At 51.1% G+C, this 14,944-nt stretch carries 13 protein-coding genes; 8 read left to right on the forward strand and 5 right to left on the reverse strand.

Annotated features, from left to right (window positions below; all coding sequences use genetic code 11):
- Positions 1–186: 186 nt before the first annotated feature.
- Positions 187–2,514 carry a YfjI family protein gene (locus OCV64_RS02030; RefSeq protein WP_262669133.1) on the forward strand — a complete coding sequence of 776 codons (2,328 nt, stop codon included), beginning with the start codon at positions 187–189 and terminating at the stop codon, positions 2,512–2,514.
- Between the two features lie 121 nt (positions 2,515–2,635).
- Here the strand turns inward: OCV64_RS02030 and OCV64_RS02035 are convergent, their stop codons facing one another.
- A complete protein-coding gene (locus OCV64_RS02035) occupies positions 2,636–3,622 on the reverse strand; it encodes a DNA-deoxyinosine glycosylase (protein WP_262669134.1) in 987 nt (328 codons plus the stop codon).
- A gap of 102 nt (positions 3,623–3,724) precedes the next feature.
- Here OCV64_RS02035 and OCV64_RS02040 point away from each other — a divergent pair, with 102 nt between their 5' ends.
- Positions 3,725–3,967 (forward strand): helix-turn-helix domain-containing protein, encoded by a 243-nt coding sequence (locus tag OCV64_RS02040; RefSeq protein ID WP_262669135.1) that lies wholly within the window; start codon positions 3,725–3,727, stop codon positions 3,965–3,967.
- A gap of 117 nt (positions 3,968–4,084) precedes the next feature.
- A complete protein-coding gene (locus tag OCV64_RS02045; RefSeq protein ID WP_262669136.1) occupies positions 4,085–5,323 on the forward strand; it encodes a hypothetical protein in 1,239 nt (412 codons plus the stop codon).
- 721 nt (positions 5,324–6,044) lie between these two features.
- On the opposite strand, the gene OCV64_RS02050 is transcribed toward OCV64_RS02045, so the two are convergent.
- Together OCV64_RS02050 and OCV64_RS02055 are read right to left on the reverse strand one after the other, a co-directional pair.
- Positions 6,045–6,944, reverse strand: a complete 900-nt coding sequence (locus OCV64_RS02050) for a PAS domain-containing protein (protein ID WP_262669160.1) — start codon at positions 6,942–6,944, stop codon at positions 6,045–6,047.
- Positions 6,945–6,980: 36 nt separating this feature from the next.
- On the reverse strand, positions 6,981–7,454 hold the full coding sequence (locus OCV64_RS02055; protein ID WP_147573355.1) for a sporulation initiation factor Spo0A C-terminal domain-containing protein: 474 nt from the start codon (positions 7,452–7,454) through the stop codon (positions 6,981–6,983).
- A gap of 285 nt (positions 7,455–7,739) precedes the next feature.
- Between OCV64_RS02055 and OCV64_RS02060 the strand changes: the two genes are divergently transcribed.
- The 3 genes from OCV64_RS02060 (at position 7,740) to OCV64_RS02070 (ending at position 11,057) form a co-directional block, all read left to right on the forward strand.
- Complete coding sequence (locus OCV64_RS02060; protein WP_262669137.1) at positions 7,740–8,477, forward strand: helix-turn-helix domain-containing protein; 738 nt, start codon at positions 7,740–7,742, stop codon at positions 8,475–8,477.
- A gap of 378 nt (positions 8,478–8,855) precedes the next feature.
- Positions 8,856–10,385, forward strand: coding sequence for a DUF1538 domain-containing protein (locus OCV64_RS02065; RefSeq protein WP_147573389.1), 1,530 nt, complete (start codon positions 8,856–8,858; stop codon positions 10,383–10,385).
- Entirely contained in the window at positions 10,386–11,057 is a 672-nt protein-coding gene (locus tag OCV64_RS02070; RefSeq protein WP_262669139.1) for a hypothetical protein, read from the forward strand.
- Positions 11,058–11,126: 69 nt separating this feature from the next.
- Here the strand turns inward: OCV64_RS02070 and OCV64_RS02075 are convergent, their stop codons facing one another.
- On the reverse strand, positions 11,127–13,553 hold the full coding sequence (locus tag OCV64_RS02075; protein WP_262669141.1) for an ATP-dependent Clp protease ATP-binding subunit: 2,427 nt from the start codon (positions 13,551–13,553) through the stop codon (positions 11,127–11,129).
- Between the two features lie 119 nt (positions 13,554–13,672).
- Here OCV64_RS02075 and OCV64_RS02080 point away from each other — a divergent pair, with 119 nt between their 5' ends.
- Together OCV64_RS02080 and trhA are read left to right on the forward strand one after the other, a co-directional pair.
- Entirely contained in the window at positions 13,673–13,843 is a 171-nt protein-coding gene (locus tag OCV64_RS02080) for a DUF362 domain-containing protein (protein ID WP_147573351.1), read from the forward strand.
- Positions 13,844–14,005: 162 nt separating this feature from the next.
- On the forward strand, positions 14,006–14,719 hold the full coding sequence (gene trhA / locus OCV64_RS02085) for a PAQR family membrane homeostasis protein TrhA (RefSeq protein ID WP_262669143.1): 714 nt from the start codon (positions 14,006–14,008) through the stop codon (positions 14,717–14,719).
- A 63-nt stretch (positions 14,720–14,782) separates the two neighbouring features.
- On the opposite strand, the gene OCV64_RS16120 is transcribed toward trhA, so the two are convergent.
- Positions 14,783–14,935: an S-layer homology domain-containing protein gene (locus tag OCV64_RS16120; RefSeq protein ID WP_366460875.1), complete on the reverse strand. Its 153-nt coding sequence runs from the start codon at positions 14,933–14,935 to the stop codon at positions 14,783–14,785.
- Positions 14,936–14,944 lie beyond the last annotated feature (9 nt).

The raw sequence follows: 14,944 nt of genomic DNA on the forward strand, positions 1-14,944 counted from the left end.
AGAAATTTATCCTGAAATGTAAAGAGGTTTCTGAATGGTGGTGAAGCGACATGGATGACAACGAGGTTAAAATCAGCCGAGAGCAGGCCCGAATCTTTGCCTATGCCATCTATCGTGATGTTGCCGCCTATGTCACATCCCATCAAGAGGAATACCAGAAATTCATAAAATCGGAGGATGATAGTGATGGCAAAAATACGACTGCACATCGACCCAAGAGGGGTAGACGCAAAGCCAACGGAACGTGAATGGGGTAGAATCTCCAAGCGAGTATTGAACCCAGCCAACATAAAAGAGGTGACAGTCCAGCAATTAGCGCAAAAAATCAGAACAGGGCATACAATTTGCCCCGCCGTATTGGATGGGACCAAGGCCGCTGATTGGCGGGAGCAACAAGTATTTATGGTAGATATCGACAATGCGGATATGGGCCAGCCTCAGTTAACGCAGGAGCAGGCGTTATCAATTTGTGAGGGATACGGCTTAACTCCCGTTATCTGCTACCAGACATTCAGCCATAGCAGCCAACGCCCCAAATTCAGGCTTGTGTTTATCATGGAAGATGTTGTTACCGACCCCAATGTGCGGCGTATGATTGTAGAACGGTTGATTTCCATTTTCCCACAGAGCGATAAAGCCTGCACCAACGCAAACCGCCTGTTCTTGGGTACGAACAAAGAAGTGGTCCTTCACAGCAAAAATGCGAGGATTTCAGTGGAGACCATATTAGCGATTTCTCACCAAGAACAACCTGCCGATGGGGGCACCCCCAAAAATATCGTTTCCTTGGAACTGCGTAGAAATCCGGAACTGGAAGCGCAGATAGAGAAGTTTGATTTTCTTTCTTATCTGATTGGACGGAATGGCCCGTATTCTGAGAGTGGCAACACGGTGAGCTTCCAAAATTGCGAGGTATGTGGGCACAAAAACAATCTTCGCTATTACAAGGACACCAACACTTTTTATTGCTTTTCTTCCAGCGGCGAAGTTGGGGGGAGCATCATTGACTATCTGATGGCAACAGAGGGCCTGACCGCAGGGCAGGCGATTGACAAATTTACAAACGAGTTGTGCCCGACTGAATGGGATACACCCGAACTTTTGGAAGAATATAGTCTTCCGTCATTTCCAGTCAGGCAGTTGCCATCTGTGCTTCGGGATTATGTTGTGGCGGTTTCAGAAAATACAGCAACTGCTGTGGATATGCCGGCGACTGCCGCCCTGGCCTTGGTAGCGGCGGCGGTGCAGGGGAAATTTATCATTGAGGGAAAATCTGATTATTATGAGCAATTAAACCTGTACTTTTTGATTATCGCAAAGTCTGGGGAACGGAAAAGCAGTATTATCAAGACCATGACCAAGGCAATTTATCAGTATGAGCGGGAGGAAAACAACCGAAGGAAGCCAATGATTGCTGAGGAGGAAGCACAACTGAACCGCTGGCGGGCGCAAATTGAAAAATACGAGCGGAAAGATCTGCGGGAAGAAGCAGATAATTTGCGGCGGGAGTGCTTTGCCCTGGAACAGCGCCGTATCAGGCCGCTACGCCTGATAGCCGATGATACTACCCCGGAGGCGCTGACATCCCTTATGGCGGATAATAAGGGGATTATCACGGTGATTTCCACAGAGGGCGGTTTGTTCGATATTTTCAATGGCAAGTATTCCTCTAACGTGGTCTCCATAGACCCTGTCCTCAAGGCTTACACAGGTGACCCAATTCGTGTTGACCGCAAGGGACGGGAGGCGGAAAATATTGATAATCCGGCGCTTACCATGCTTTTATCCGCACAGGAGAGCGTATTGGAAGGAATGTTAAACAACGAAATCTTTCGGAATCGGGGGTTGACAGGGCGCTTTTTGTATAGCAAGCCTAAATCCATGATGGGCTACCGACAATTTGATACTCCCGCAATACCGAATACCTTGAGTGAGAACTATAATCAAATTCTACTGAACCTGTTCGCCCTACCTTACCCGGATAACGGTATGCCTTTGATAAAGCTGGGGGATGATGCGCTGGAGATTTATAGAGAGTTTTCCAAGGAGATAGAAGGGCGGCTGTTGACCGACTTGGAGGATATGTCTGATTGGGGAGGAAAGTGTGCGGGTACCGCATTGAGAATTGCTGGACTTCTCCACTGTGTAGAGCATTGTGCGGCCGCTGATAAAGCTCTCGTTTCGGGACGCACGATGAAGCGAGCTACCAAAATTACAAGGTATTTTTTGAAGCACGCCCAATATGCCTACTCTGTCATGGGGGCGGACAAGACCCTCCACGAAGCCAAATACATCTTACGAAGATTGGAGGCTCAGCCCAAGCGAGAACTGACAAAGAGCGGTATATATCACCTTTGCAGAAGCAAGTATTTCAAAAAGGCAGACGATATGCTCCCTGCTTTGGACTTGCTCATTGAATACGGCTACCTGAAAAAGAGAGTATATTATCAAGCGACAGGTGGGCGCCCCAAAGGTGACGGTTATATACTCAATCCGCTTTACTTCGACCGATAATCCAATCAATATGGCTTTTTAGGGTTTAATGGAAAAATATATTTTATCCCTTTTAGTCCATAAAAGCCATAGAAAGGCCATGCTATCCCAAAACGGGCAGCATGGCCTTTTTATGTGATATTCACTGTGTCAAGAGGGTGGCTATCCGTTTCAGCAGTGCCAGAAAGGTGCCCTCTTTGATTGCCCGCCCCCATAGTCCATCGCAGAAGCGTTCTTGCCGGACATAGCAAGTCAAAATTGCTTTTGCCAGTCTGAGATTAGCAGTATCAATTTTCTTTGTAAGTTCATTGTTCATTCCAAGCCCATATTCCTCTAATGTATCTCCATAACTAACATCCATAAGGTCACTGTTAGAAACATCATCTATAAAGTTTAGAAACTGAGTTTCATAGACAGGATACGGCATGGAAAAAGTACCGTTTTCCAGTTTCCTGCTTACCTCCCAGCGACAGGCGGTTTCCGCATTGACCGTTTCAAAGTAAGATATATAATTACGGATTTTCTCAATCTCCATATCAATACCCCTTTCTTGTGAAGATATTATATCACATGGGGGTGCCCCCTTCCACGCCAACCTTGGCCCATTTCTGAGTTGTGGAATGGCGCAAGATAAGGCCGCTCTCCATTCCTCTGCTTTTTCCAGTGTGCTTCTCCTGTTTTGCCCACTTGGTGAGGATACACAAATATAAGGAACAGCGATATTTTTGAAAAAACGCTTGAAGTATCGGTAAGAGTCGTTGCTGTGAAATAGGAGTAACTTTATTTGGGGATACTCGGCCAAATACCGCGGAAGGTCATTTGGTTTTTCGTCCAGCAAATCCTTGTCGCTGGAAGTATCCCGTGCTGCGGAATGTAAGATGTCCCAAAGGGCAATATGATATTTCTTCAATAGCAATTCTCTTGCCGTATCTGATTTTTCTATTTTCTCCCCGCAGGCCATGAACAGTATATCCCAAAACTTATTTGAAGGGTCGGCGTAATAAGTCCCGGTCATAAGTGACCGTTTTCCCGGAAGCGTCCCCAAAATTAAAACGACTGAGTCATGTCCAATTTTTGCGGGTAGTCCGTTGACTTGTTCATGTAGATGGTCATTTGCTGTGGCGCACATATTGATACCCCCTATTAGGCTATACATAGCCTAATAGTATCACGCATAGCCTACAAAGGCAAATGAAATCCCTTACGCTAACAACGTAAGGGAGGACAATTTATGAACACAGTAACAGCAGTTCGCAATCGAATACTGCAACTTTGCAACGAGCGTAATATTACAATAAACGCTTTAGCTACAATATCAGGCCTGCCGCCCTCATCCATAAAGAATATTCTTTATGGCAAAAGCCTCAACCCCAAAATCGTAACGATTAAAATGATTTGTGATGGGCTGAATATCACACTGGGAGAATTTTTTAATACGCCAGAATTTGATGCTCTGGAGCAAGAAATGAAGTAGAGAAATAGGTTTCTTTAGTCGATAACTTTATACAGAGAAAATAGCCCGTGAAAGAATTTTTTCGAGTAATTCTGAACACACTCGGCAACAGTTTTCAAAAGAAAGAAGGATTATGAAATGGAACAACTGGAACAGCTTTTGCAGGAGCAAGCCTTTCTTGATGCGATTCTTAATTATAAAATCAAAATAATTGATAAAGAAACAAGGTTTTGGATGATTCGTACCAAAAAAGGATATTTTTATAATGAATTTGTTTCAAATGATTTTATCGCCTTAGCGTGGAATACAATTACATCTGCTACAGATTTTTCTGAGGAATCACAGGATACCTTAAAAGACCAGATTTTACTCAATTATAAAGAAATCAAACGCCCAACTACTGTCATAAACAAGTGCAAGAGCTTCATTCACGATGTAAAGTCAGGAGACTATATTGTAATACCCAATGCAGGTTCAGAACGCATTACAATTGCACTTGCGGGAGAGTATTATGAGGAAGAAAGCAAAACATATGAGATTGAGAAAGAAGTCATTTCCCGCATCGAGAAAAAAGATGTACAGATAAATGAGGTGTCTTGCCCATACCGCAAGCGTCGAAAAATTACCCCCCTGCGTACAATAAAGTCCACTGAAATAGACGGCAGATTGTATAAAGCTATCTCGAATTATCACGGCATAAGCAATTTTGATGACTATTGGCGTAACATTCTCGGTCTACTATATGATGTACATAGTTATAAACAAAATCTAAATATCGTGTATCATATTGGCCGTGTAGCCCCTGTTGGACCAAGAACACTTTCAAAGCTATTGTGGGCGGCTACTGAATGTTGGTGCGAAATAGTAAATGAAGATAAAATTTCAGCCCAAGTAAATATAGCGTCTCCTGGGCCAGTCGATTTCCAGATTGTAGATGCACTTCCACATCTCATAGATGCTGTAGGGACTTTTGCCGGATTGACAATTGGTACTATCTCTGTAGTTAAGCCAGAGACAATACCCACATTCCTAAAAAGCCTTTTCTCAGTTCCAGCAGAAGTCAATCGAGAGTATATTGCGACAAAACGAGAAAAATTACAGTTAGAGAAAGAAAAACGGCAACTTTCTTTAGATATTGAGGAACAAGAACTTAATAACCTTGAAAAGAAATTAGCTATTCTCGGAAAATTCAAAGAACTTGGTGTAGACCCCAAGGAGATTGAGACCTCTGCAACTGCTCTTGCAGAAACATTTGGCTATCTGCAAATCGAAAGTGCCGAAAATAATCTACCAGAACTTCCCGAGAATGACGAAAATGTATTGGATGAGCTTTTGGAAGAAGATATTGCAGAAGAAGAAGTGACTAACGAATCTTAATTACTAAAGCAAATCCCCATACAAAACAGATATAGTTCTTATTTCGGTCAGGCCGCTCCACCCTTCGGTGATTGAAATGCTCGGGCGAAGTGAATTCGCCCTGCGCCAAGGTTTTGCCTGTGGCAAAACGCTTGTACGGCGCAAAGGCGCCGCCGGCCAGAAGGCCGGTTGGATGCTTCTCAAGAAAAATTGCAAATTTGGATCCAAGAGAGTTCGACCGACCTGAGAGGATTTGGATTGTTACCCCTTGCCAAAAAGAAAGACATCTGCTTTCAGCAGATGTCTTTCTTTTTGGGTTTCGGCCGCCTAAGTCGGCCGAAACCCTCCGGAATTTTAATGCTAGCGGTCGGCAGAGCTGCCCCTGCGCAATTCTCGGCCGCAGGCCGGGAATTTACGCGCCGCTCGGCGCACGGCCCAGAAGGGCCCGATAGGCGGTGTATTTCTTCTAACAGTCCCAAGGCTAAAAATATCGATTTTAACCGCTCTTTGCAGAACGAAACGGGACTGGTTGAAACAAGTCGCAATTCGTTCTAGGCAGCGTTCCTCAATATGCCGCTCATGAATCTCTCCTCAGCCTAACATGTTGTCCGGCTTTTCAATATGGCTGCTGTGTCACTACCTGCTGTTTTTTCCAGATATTTTGTACGCCGATTTTGCAGCCCAACGCCCTCCCTTTCTCCGATGGTGGCAAACATATGCTTAGGCTGGACAGAGGTCCACTTTAATTGGAGGAATCATGATCCCTGGCACACAGCGCGCGCTGCCGCCGACTTTTACAACACAGACGTTCCTCCATGAACTTCTGATGAGAAATGTCAATAACCATACCTGTGAGAAGCATATTCCCCTGTTGCTCAGACAATGAGCCGTTCATCAGCAGCCACACGACCTCTCCATCAGGACGGACGACACGGTATTCTAAGCTAACCGTTTGCTCCTTCTGTTCCACGGCTTTGTGCAGCCGCCGCTCAATAAAAGGAATATCCGCTGGATGGACCAAATGGATCGTCCCGTTATTTAGTCGATTGCGTAGACTCTCCCTCGTGATGCCATGTAGCGCATAGTAGTGATCGTTAGCATAAATCAGGGTAAAATCCCGGTCCATTCTGGCGCGGAAAATTCCGCCCATAGGACACTGAACGATGGATTCCAACTCAGCCTGCGCCTCCACTTGGCCAGTGATATCTAAGCATAGGCTGACCAGCACTGACTCCCCATTTGGCAGGATCGTCTGTACCCCTGTCTCTTTCACCCACATATAGCCTTTATCTCTGCATAGCATTCTATAAGTTGTTGTGTAACTGTTTCCACTCATAAGGGCCTGTGCAATTTCACTCCGCAAGCTCTCCCGATCCTCGGCCCGAACGCAGTTGATCACAGCACCTTTAATTGCGGTGGCAAAGTCCGTCTGGTTTGGGTAATCCAGAAAAGACAGCATCCGGTCATCTATGTAATAGAGGGGAAAATCCGGAGTATTATAGGTAATCATAATACCGCCAAACATACATTCACTTAACAAGTTCAGCATTGCTTTTTCTACACAACGCTCCAGTTCCCTATGCGCACCATGCTTATGGGCGGAAAAACGCCAAGAGGCTGGCATTTTTAAATCACTTTTCATTCTCACATATCTCTCTCCTAATTTCGAGATCGAGTATCATTGACCTTGCATCGCTATATTTTCAGCTCCGATGTTTGAGACAGCCTGTTGAATTTTGAAGGTCAGAGCATTCATCTCGTCTAAAATCTCGTTGTATATCTGCGCGCGGCATACTGACATGGCATCACATGAACTGTCTCCCATTGGATGTGTCTCTTGTCTCCAACGAAGGAATAAGACTTTCAGTTCATTGGAATTTCTAGTGTTGATAGGGTCCAGATACTGCTCCACCGACTCCAGATCCCCGCGCGTCAGAGCCCCCTCAAAGGCATAGCGTATCGCACGTTCAACTTGCCCCGGAGTCGCTCCATTCTGTTTGGCTATCTTTGCGTATAACACACAAACTTTACCAGAAAAATAGTAGGAATCTTTATCCATGAGTTCCAAAGCGTCGTGAATATATGTGAATCCTTTTGTATTAGCCGGAATCCCTGCACGCAATAGGATATCCACGATTTCATTCTGCAGCATAATCTAAAATATCCTTTCAGTAATAATTTTCTCACTACTCTCACGGCAGCCCCATACATTTGTGGGTTGACAGGAACTGTCTTTTGCTTTAGTATTATCGATATACTCAGTGTTCTCAACTCATGGTATGTACGTCCACGTATCACGAACAACGGTTTTAGCTTACAACAAACATCTTTGAAAGTCAACCATTTTTTACAAATTTCTTGTTACTATTTTTCTCATCTGCAAGAGATTTGTAAGGCAGGAAATGAGGATTGGAGCGTCTAACAAGGAGGACCTCATATGAGCCTAGGAGATAAATTGCGGCAGAGGAGACAGGAAATGGGCCTCACCAGGACCCAGCTGGCAGCTAAGATCTGCGTGACTCCGTCAGCGATTGCCAACTATGAAAATGGCATCAGCACCCCAAAGCCTGACATCTTAATTTCCCTGATTAATGTCTTAGAGGTTGATGCCAACTATATTTACTCCGATTATCTGGGAACAAACCGGATCAGCAAAATTTATGACCAGGCTCTAAGTGCGGAAGAGATTGACGCCATCAAAAAATACAGAGCACTTTCTGAAGAGGGGAAGCGGCTTGTTCGGCTGATTGTAAACGAGGAATATACTCGAACAATCGCCAGAAGCCGGCTCACCCTTCCCTGTTATCTACCTGGTGTACGCAAGCTTCATGCCGGTTTTCTCATGCAAGAGAACTTGGGCAGTGTGCGTATCATGCGAAAGGATCTGCCGGTTGGGACTGACTTCTGCTTTCAGATTCAGGCAGATCAATATCGACCCGTTTTTCGGAAACTCGATATCTTGGCCCTTCAGAAGAGGCAGGCAGGGCACAATGAGATGGGGCTGTTTTGTCTCAACGGTATTTATTATCTTCGTACCCTTTTTCAAGAGAGGGGAGAGTGTCGCCTGCGGGCTCTAAATGTAATTGATGAGGACATCTTAGTAAAAGAAACAGACGAATTCCGCTGTATTGGTACGGTTCTTGGGCAAGTAAATGGTATTTTGGAGCCCTCCTGAATGACCTACCTTGTCTGAATAAACTGTTGTTAGCTGTTCCGATCCGACAGGGGACGTTCCCTGTGAACGTCCTTCCCCGGTCTGACCAAATGCTGGCTGTTGTTCAGGCCAGGCAGGCTTGCTTTATACCTAAAATTCTTGCGCCGTAAAGGTATCAGTCCCTCTATCCAGATACTCAAGACGCAATACACACTATATCCCCTGGGCGCAACTACCCGTAAGATAACCGGATCGGTCAGCTGGCTGTTCCGGTTTTTATCACATATACCCCATAAAAACCGTCTAAATCATATTAAGATAATATAAAGATTGCTGTTTTATTTTTCTTCCTCCAGTATAATGGAATCAAGTCGTTTGAAAGGAGGCCTGACCGTGCGCTTGAACAAACAGCTAAAGGAGAAAAATAAGGAGTCCCTCTCCTCTGTCCTGCCCATCACGGCCATCGTGTTTCTCCTTTCCATCTCCATTGCGCCCCTCGATCCAGGCACGTTGGTCCTGTTCCTGTTCGGCGCCATTTTGCTCATCGGCGGCATGGGCTTCTTTACTCTGGGTGTGGATATGTCCATGACCCCCATGGGTGAGGGAGTGGGCGTAGAAGTGAGCCGGGCCAGACACCTGATTGTCCCCATCGTCCTCTACTTTCTCCTGGGTGTACTCGCCACGGTAGCGGAACCAGACCTGCAAGTCCTGGCGGAGCAGGTCCCGTCCATCGACAACCCGGTCCTAATCTGGACCGTGGCCATTGGTGTGGGAATATTCCTGGTGATTGCCGCCATGCGTATCCGTATGGCTGTCCCTCTGCGCCGGCTGCTCCTGGTCTTCTACTTTATCGTCTTTGCCCTGGCAGCCCTCGCGCCCGCCAACTTTATCCCCGTTTCCTTCGACTCTGGTGGCGTCACCACTGGACCTATCACAGTACCGTTCATCATGGCCCTTGGCGTAGGTATTGCCTCCACCCGCAGCGATAAAAACTCCGCCAGCGATAGCTTTGGCCTGGTTTCTCTCTGCTCCATCGGTCCCATCCTGTCCGTACTGCTACTTGGTAGTATCTACCGCCCTGAGCAGGCTGTGCCCCACACCACTTCCATCCCGGACGTATCCACCACACTAGAGGCTGCCCAATACTTTTGGGTTTCACTCCCGGCTTACTTCCGGGAAGTGGCCGTCGCTCTTATTCCTATCGCCGGCCTGTTCCTAGTGTTTCAGGTCGTCACCCGCCGGTTCAAGGGGAACGAGCTGCTCCGGATCGGTCTGGGCCTTGTCTACACCTATCTAGGGCTGGTCCTGTTCCTGTGCGGGGTCAATGTGGGCTTCATGCCCGCCGGCCAGCTCATTGGTGCCACCGTAGCTTCCAGCCCCAACCGCTGGCTGCTGGTCCCCATCGGAATGGTCATCGGCTATTATATCGTCAAGGCCGAGCCCGCCGTGGCCGTCCTTACCAAGCAGGTGGAGGAGGTCTCTAATGGCTCTATCACCCATAAGGCCATGGGCCACGCCCTGTCTATCGGCGTCTGTGTTTCCGTGGGTCTGGCCATGCTGCGGGTGCTCACCGGTCTCAATATCTTTTGGTTGCTAATCCCAGGTTATGCCATCTCCCTGGGGCTCACCTTCTTTGTCCCACCTATTTTTACCGGTATTGCCTTTGACTCCGGCGGTGTAGCCAGCGGCCCCATGACGGCCACCTTTCTCCTTCCCTTTGCTCAGGGGGCCTGTCAGGCCCTGGGCGGGGATGTGATGACTGATGCCTTCGGCATCGTGGCTATGGTAGCTATGACCCCTCTGGTGACCATTCAGATCATGGGTCTGTCCAGTGTGGTCCGGCACAGCCTGGCCCGCCGCCGGTTCCGGCACCGCATGGAACAGGTAGAGGATGTCATTCTCTATTTTGACGGAAAGGAGGGGGCTTGAATGGACGCAGTCAGTCTGATCGTATCCATCGTAGAGCGCGGCCGGGGCGTGACTATGGAAAAGCTGTATGCCAGCCGTCAGGTGTCCCTCCATCTCCAGTGCGCCGGGAGGGGAACCGCCACCTCGGAGATCATGGATATCCTGGGCCTAGGCTCCAGCGAAAAGGATGTGGTCTTCAGCTTTGCCACCCGCCAGACCGCCGCCCGCCTGCTGTATGATCTGGACAGCGACCTGCGTGGAAGCACTGGGGCCAGCGGCATTGTCTTTGATTTGCCCCTCAGCGGACTGAACAGTTTGACCGCCGCCGTGGTCAATTTTCAAAGCGAGGGCGCAAAGAGGGAAAAAGGAGGGGAAGTCCCTATGGAGCACACAGAAAACAGCTTGATTCTGGTGGCCTGCAGTCGTGGCAGCGCGGACGATGTCATGGCCACTGCCAAAGAGCACGGGGCCCGCGGCGGCACAGTCATAAAGGCCCGTCTGGCCGGACTTGAGCTGCTGGAGGAGGCCTATGACACTGATCTAAAGGCGGAACGTGAGATCGTTGCCATCGTGGTACCCACTGACAGGCGCGCTTCCATCATGGAGGCGGTCAACGTCCAGCACGGCTTACGCAGTCCAGCCCAGAGCGTACTTTGTTCCCTGCCCATCGATCATATCGTGCGGCTGGGCTGATTTCACAGAAACGCCCCCGGACCAGAAAGGACCGGGGGCCGTCTTTTTTTCCATCTCCGCAGGCCAGTGCTATACCAGCTGTACCCGTACCTGCCCCTCCTGGGCCATGACCCTCAGGGTATCCCCCTGCTTCAATTTTCCTGCCAGGATCAAATCTGCCGCCGGGTCCTCCACCAGGGTAGAAACGGCCCTACGCAGGGGCCGGGCTCCATACTCCCTGTCGGCGCCCCGGTCCGCCAGCAGCGCAACCGCCTGGTCCTCTACCTCCATGGTCACTCCCAGCTTTGATAGGCGGGCCCCTGTCTCTAACAGGACTTGCCGGGCGATCTGCCCCAACGTATCCCGCTCCAGGGGATGGAACACCAAGGTGGCATCCAGCCGGTTGAGAAACTCCGGGGCAAAGGTGGACCGGGCGTCGGCCAGGACGGCCCGCTCCAGCTCCTCCCGCTCCGCCTGTCCTCCGGTGTGGAAGCCAAGACTCTGGCTTTTTCCGAAGCGGCGCGCCCCCAGGTTGGAGGTCATGACCAGCACTGTGTTTCGGAAGTCGGTTCGGCGGCCCTGGGCGTCAGTGAGCACCCCCTCCTCCATGACTTGAAGCAAAATGGACCACACGTCACGGTGTGCCTTCTCCAGCTCGTCCAGCAGTACCACAGACCATGGATTTTTCCGCACACGCTCGGTGAGCTGCCCCCCCTCCTCATGGCCCACGTAGCCGGGAGGCGAACCGATAAGGCGGGACACGCTGTGGGCCTCCATATACTCAGACATATCAAAGCGGAGCAGGGCCTCCTGGCTGCCGAAGAGGGCGGAAGCCAGGCTTCGGCATAGCTGGGTCTTGCCCACTCCACTGGGGCCCAGCAGCAGGAAACAGCCCACTGGCCGGCGGGGGTCCTTCAGCCCCAGGCGCCCCCGGCAGATAGCCTTTGTCACCGCCTCCACCGCCCGGTCCTGGCCCAGCAGAGTGCGGTTCAGCTCCTTCTCCAGCGTAGACAGAGCCTTCTTGTCCGCTTCGTCCGGATCGGTGACCGGAACGCCAGTCCACTGGGTCAGCACTGCCCGAATGTGGCTCTCCTCCACCTGACGGGGCTTCTGGGCTGCCTGCCACCGCTCCTTTCCCTCTCTCAGCTGCCGGCGGAAGTCCCCCTCCGCGTCTCGGAGGAGCGCCGCCCGCTCAAAGTCCTGGTCCTGGATGGCCCGGCCCATCTGCCGGCCCGCCTGGGCGGCTCTATCCTCCAGCTCTTTCAGCTCTGGGGGCAGGGCCTGACGGTCCAAGCGGGCTCTGGAGGCGGCCTCATCTACAAGGTCGATGGCCTTGTCGGGCAAAAACCGCTGGGGCAGATAGCGGATCGATAGGTCCACCGCCGCCGCCAGCGCCTCATCCGTGATCGTCAGGTGGTGGTGGCTCTCGTACCGGCCCCGGAGCCCCCTCAAAATGGCCAGAGCCTGGTCCCGGCTGGGTTCCCGCACTGTGACCGGCTGGAAGCGGCGCTCCAAGGCGGAGTCCTTTTCGATATGCCGACGATATTCGTCCAAAGTGGTGGCTCCGATGACTTGTATCTCCCCCCGCGCCAGGGCGGGCTTTAGAATATTGGCCGCGTCAATAGCTCCTTCGGCAGAGCCCGCCCCCACGATGGTGTGGAGCTCATCAATGAACAGGATGATGTTGCCCGCCCGGCGGACCTCGTTCAGGACGTGCTTCAGCTTCTCCTCAAATTCCCCCCGATATTTGGTGCCTGCTACCATGGAGGACAGGTCAAGGGCGCACACTCTCCTGCCCAGCAGGTGGGCAGGAGCGGTCCCGTCCGCAATGGCTAAGGCCAGCCCCTCGGCCACGGCAGTCTTGCCCACTCCCGGCTCCCCGATGAGGGCCGGGTTGTTTTTGGTCCGCCGGGACAGAATTTGAATCACTCGGGCCAACTCCTCCTCCCGTCCGATAACCGGGTCCAGCCTTCCCTCGGCGGCCATTCGAGTCAGATCCCGGGCGCACTGGTCCAGTTGCCTGGTGTCGGAGGCAGTCCTCGCCTCCGGCTCCCGTGTTCTGGTTCTGGGTGGCAGCTCCTCTCCGCCTAGGGAGGCGGCCACTTGTCGGTACAGCTGGGCCGGTTCCACACCACAGTCGGTCAACAGGCGGATGGCGCCATTTTGCCCGTCCCCCAGTAACCCCAGCAGCAGGTGCTCTGAGTTCACCGCCCCATGACCCAGTCGGCGGCTCTCCCCCACCGCACCCCGAATCGCCTGACAGCAGTTGGGCGTCAGTCCTTGATGGAGGGAGCGGGCGGGCACTCCGATCCCAACCCGCTGGCCAATCGCGCAGCGGAGGGTATGGCTGTCTGCCCCAGCCTTACGCAGAGCACAGGCAGCGGGGCTGTACTCCTGGCTGGCCAGCCCCAGCAGCAGATGTTCACAGCCCACATAGCTGTGTCCCAGGCGGGCGGCATTCTCTTGGGCCAGGCGGATGGCCCCTAGGGCGGTAGAAGTAAACTGGCTGTCTGCCATAGAAAGATCACCTCGGTCTAAAATCTTTATTAAGGTTTCCCTCTTTTCTAAAAATTAGCATTGCATTTTTCAAAAGTTGTGTTAAAATGTAGGTACAATTTGATGGAGGTGTACTTAACATGGCTTATGTGATCGGTGATGCTTGCATCAGCTGTGGTTCCTGCGCGGATGCCTGCCCCGTGGGCGCCATTTCTCAGGGCGATGACCACTATGTGATCGACGCTGGCGCCTGCCTGGACTGTGGTTCCTGCGCTGGCACCTGCCCCATGAATGCTATTACTGAGGGCTAATCACAAAAAGTAACGCCGGAATACTCCGGCGTTATTTTTTATATCTTATAATCTAATTTTAAATATTATATTTAGTCATATTTCACATTGATATTTTGCTGTGAAACGGATATACTGGTATTAAGAAAACCGCCTTTCCTGACCTTGAAAGGAGCGATCTCTATGCGTCCTGATACCATAACGGTTCAGCCCCCTCTCTTTCCCTCCGTCCCCCGGCGGAGACGGGAAGTCCGGGATCCCTATGACGGCTTACGCCCCTGGTCAGCCATCACTCATGGAGCCGGCACCGTATTGTCCCTGGCTGGAACGATATACCTTCTCCTCCGGACTGCCGCCGAGGGAAACGGGCTTCTCTTTGGACTAATGGCTGTCTATGGGTTGTCTATGGTCTGCCTCTACACAGCCAGCACTCTGTACCACTGCCTGCGGGTATCGGTGCCCGGCCGCCTCGCTCTGCGGAAATATGACCACTGCTCCATCTACCTTCTTATCGCTGGCAGCTATACTCCTCTGTGCTTGACCGCCCTTCGGGACAGCGGTGGCCCTGTCCTGCTGGCTCTGGTGTGGAGTGTGGGGGTGGTGGGTATGATACTGACCATCACCAAGCTCTCCATCCCCCGCTGGCTCACCAGCGCAATCTACCTGTTCATGGGCTGGCTGGCCATCTTCGCCATCGGCCCCATCCGCATCGCCCTGTCCTCCGTTTGCTTCTTTTGGCTCATGATGGGGGCTGCCATGTACACAGTGGGCGGTGTACTCTACGCGGTCAAGTGGCCCGGTCGAAATAACCCCCGCTTTGGCTGTCATGAGATATTTCACGTCTTTATCCTGCTAGGTAGTATCTGCCACTTTGTGATGATGTATCAGTTGTTATAAATTTGAATACCAGACAGGAGAGCGGGACGCCCCCAAGGGGCATCCCGCTCTCTGTACCGGCATTTACTTTGCGATATTCTCACAGAAGTTCATGAAGATCTGCGCTACCTCGGCACGGGTGGCCCCGGCGGTAGGCGCCAGGGTGTTGTTCCCCTTGCCGGACAGCAGACCGGCGTTCACCGCCCAGTCCATGGCCTTCACGGCATAGCTGGAGATGGAGGAGGC

It is taken from the genome of Muriventricola aceti (genome assembly GCF_025567565.1).
GTDB classification, from domain to species: domain Bacteria; phylum Bacillota; class Clostridia; order Oscillospirales; family Oscillospiraceae; genus Lawsonibacter; species Lawsonibacter aceti.

Coding starts and splice junctions, on each gene's coding strand:
- OCV64_RS02030 (WP_262669133.1), top strand. CDS start 187: ATGGCAAAAATACGACTGCACATCGACCCAAGAGGGGTAGACGCAAAG.
- OCV64_RS02035 (WP_262669134.1), bottom strand. CDS start 3,622: ATGTGCGCCACAGCAAATGACCATCTACATGAACAAGTCAACGGACTA.
- OCV64_RS02040 (WP_262669135.1), top strand. CDS start 3,725: ATGAACACAGTAACAGCAGTTCGCAATCGAATACTGCAACTTTGCAAC.
- OCV64_RS02045 (WP_262669136.1), top strand. CDS start 4,085: ATGGAACAACTGGAACAGCTTTTGCAGGAGCAAGCCTTTCTTGATGCG.
- OCV64_RS02050 (WP_262669160.1), bottom strand. CDS start 6,944: ATGAAAAGTGATTTAAAAATGCCAGCCTCTTGGCGTTTTTCCGCCCAT.
- OCV64_RS02055 (WP_147573355.1), bottom strand. CDS start 7,454: ATGCTGCAGAATGAAATCGTGGATATCCTATTGCGTGCAGGGATTCCG.
- OCV64_RS02060 (WP_262669137.1), top strand. CDS start 7,740: ATGAGCCTAGGAGATAAATTGCGGCAGAGGAGACAGGAAATGGGCCTC.
- OCV64_RS02070 (WP_262669139.1), top strand. CDS start 10,386: ATGGACGCAGTCAGTCTGATCGTATCCATCGTAGAGCGCGGCCGGGGC.
- OCV64_RS02075 (WP_262669141.1), bottom strand. CDS start 13,553: ATGGCAGACAGCCAGTTTACTTCTACCGCCCTAGGGGCCATCCGCCTG.
- OCV64_RS02080 (WP_147573351.1), top strand. CDS start 13,673: ATGGCTTATGTGATCGGTGATGCTTGCATCAGCTGTGGTTCCTGCGCG.
- trhA (WP_262669143.1), top strand. CDS start 14,006: ATGCGTCCTGATACCATAACGGTTCAGCCCCCTCTCTTTCCCTCCGTC.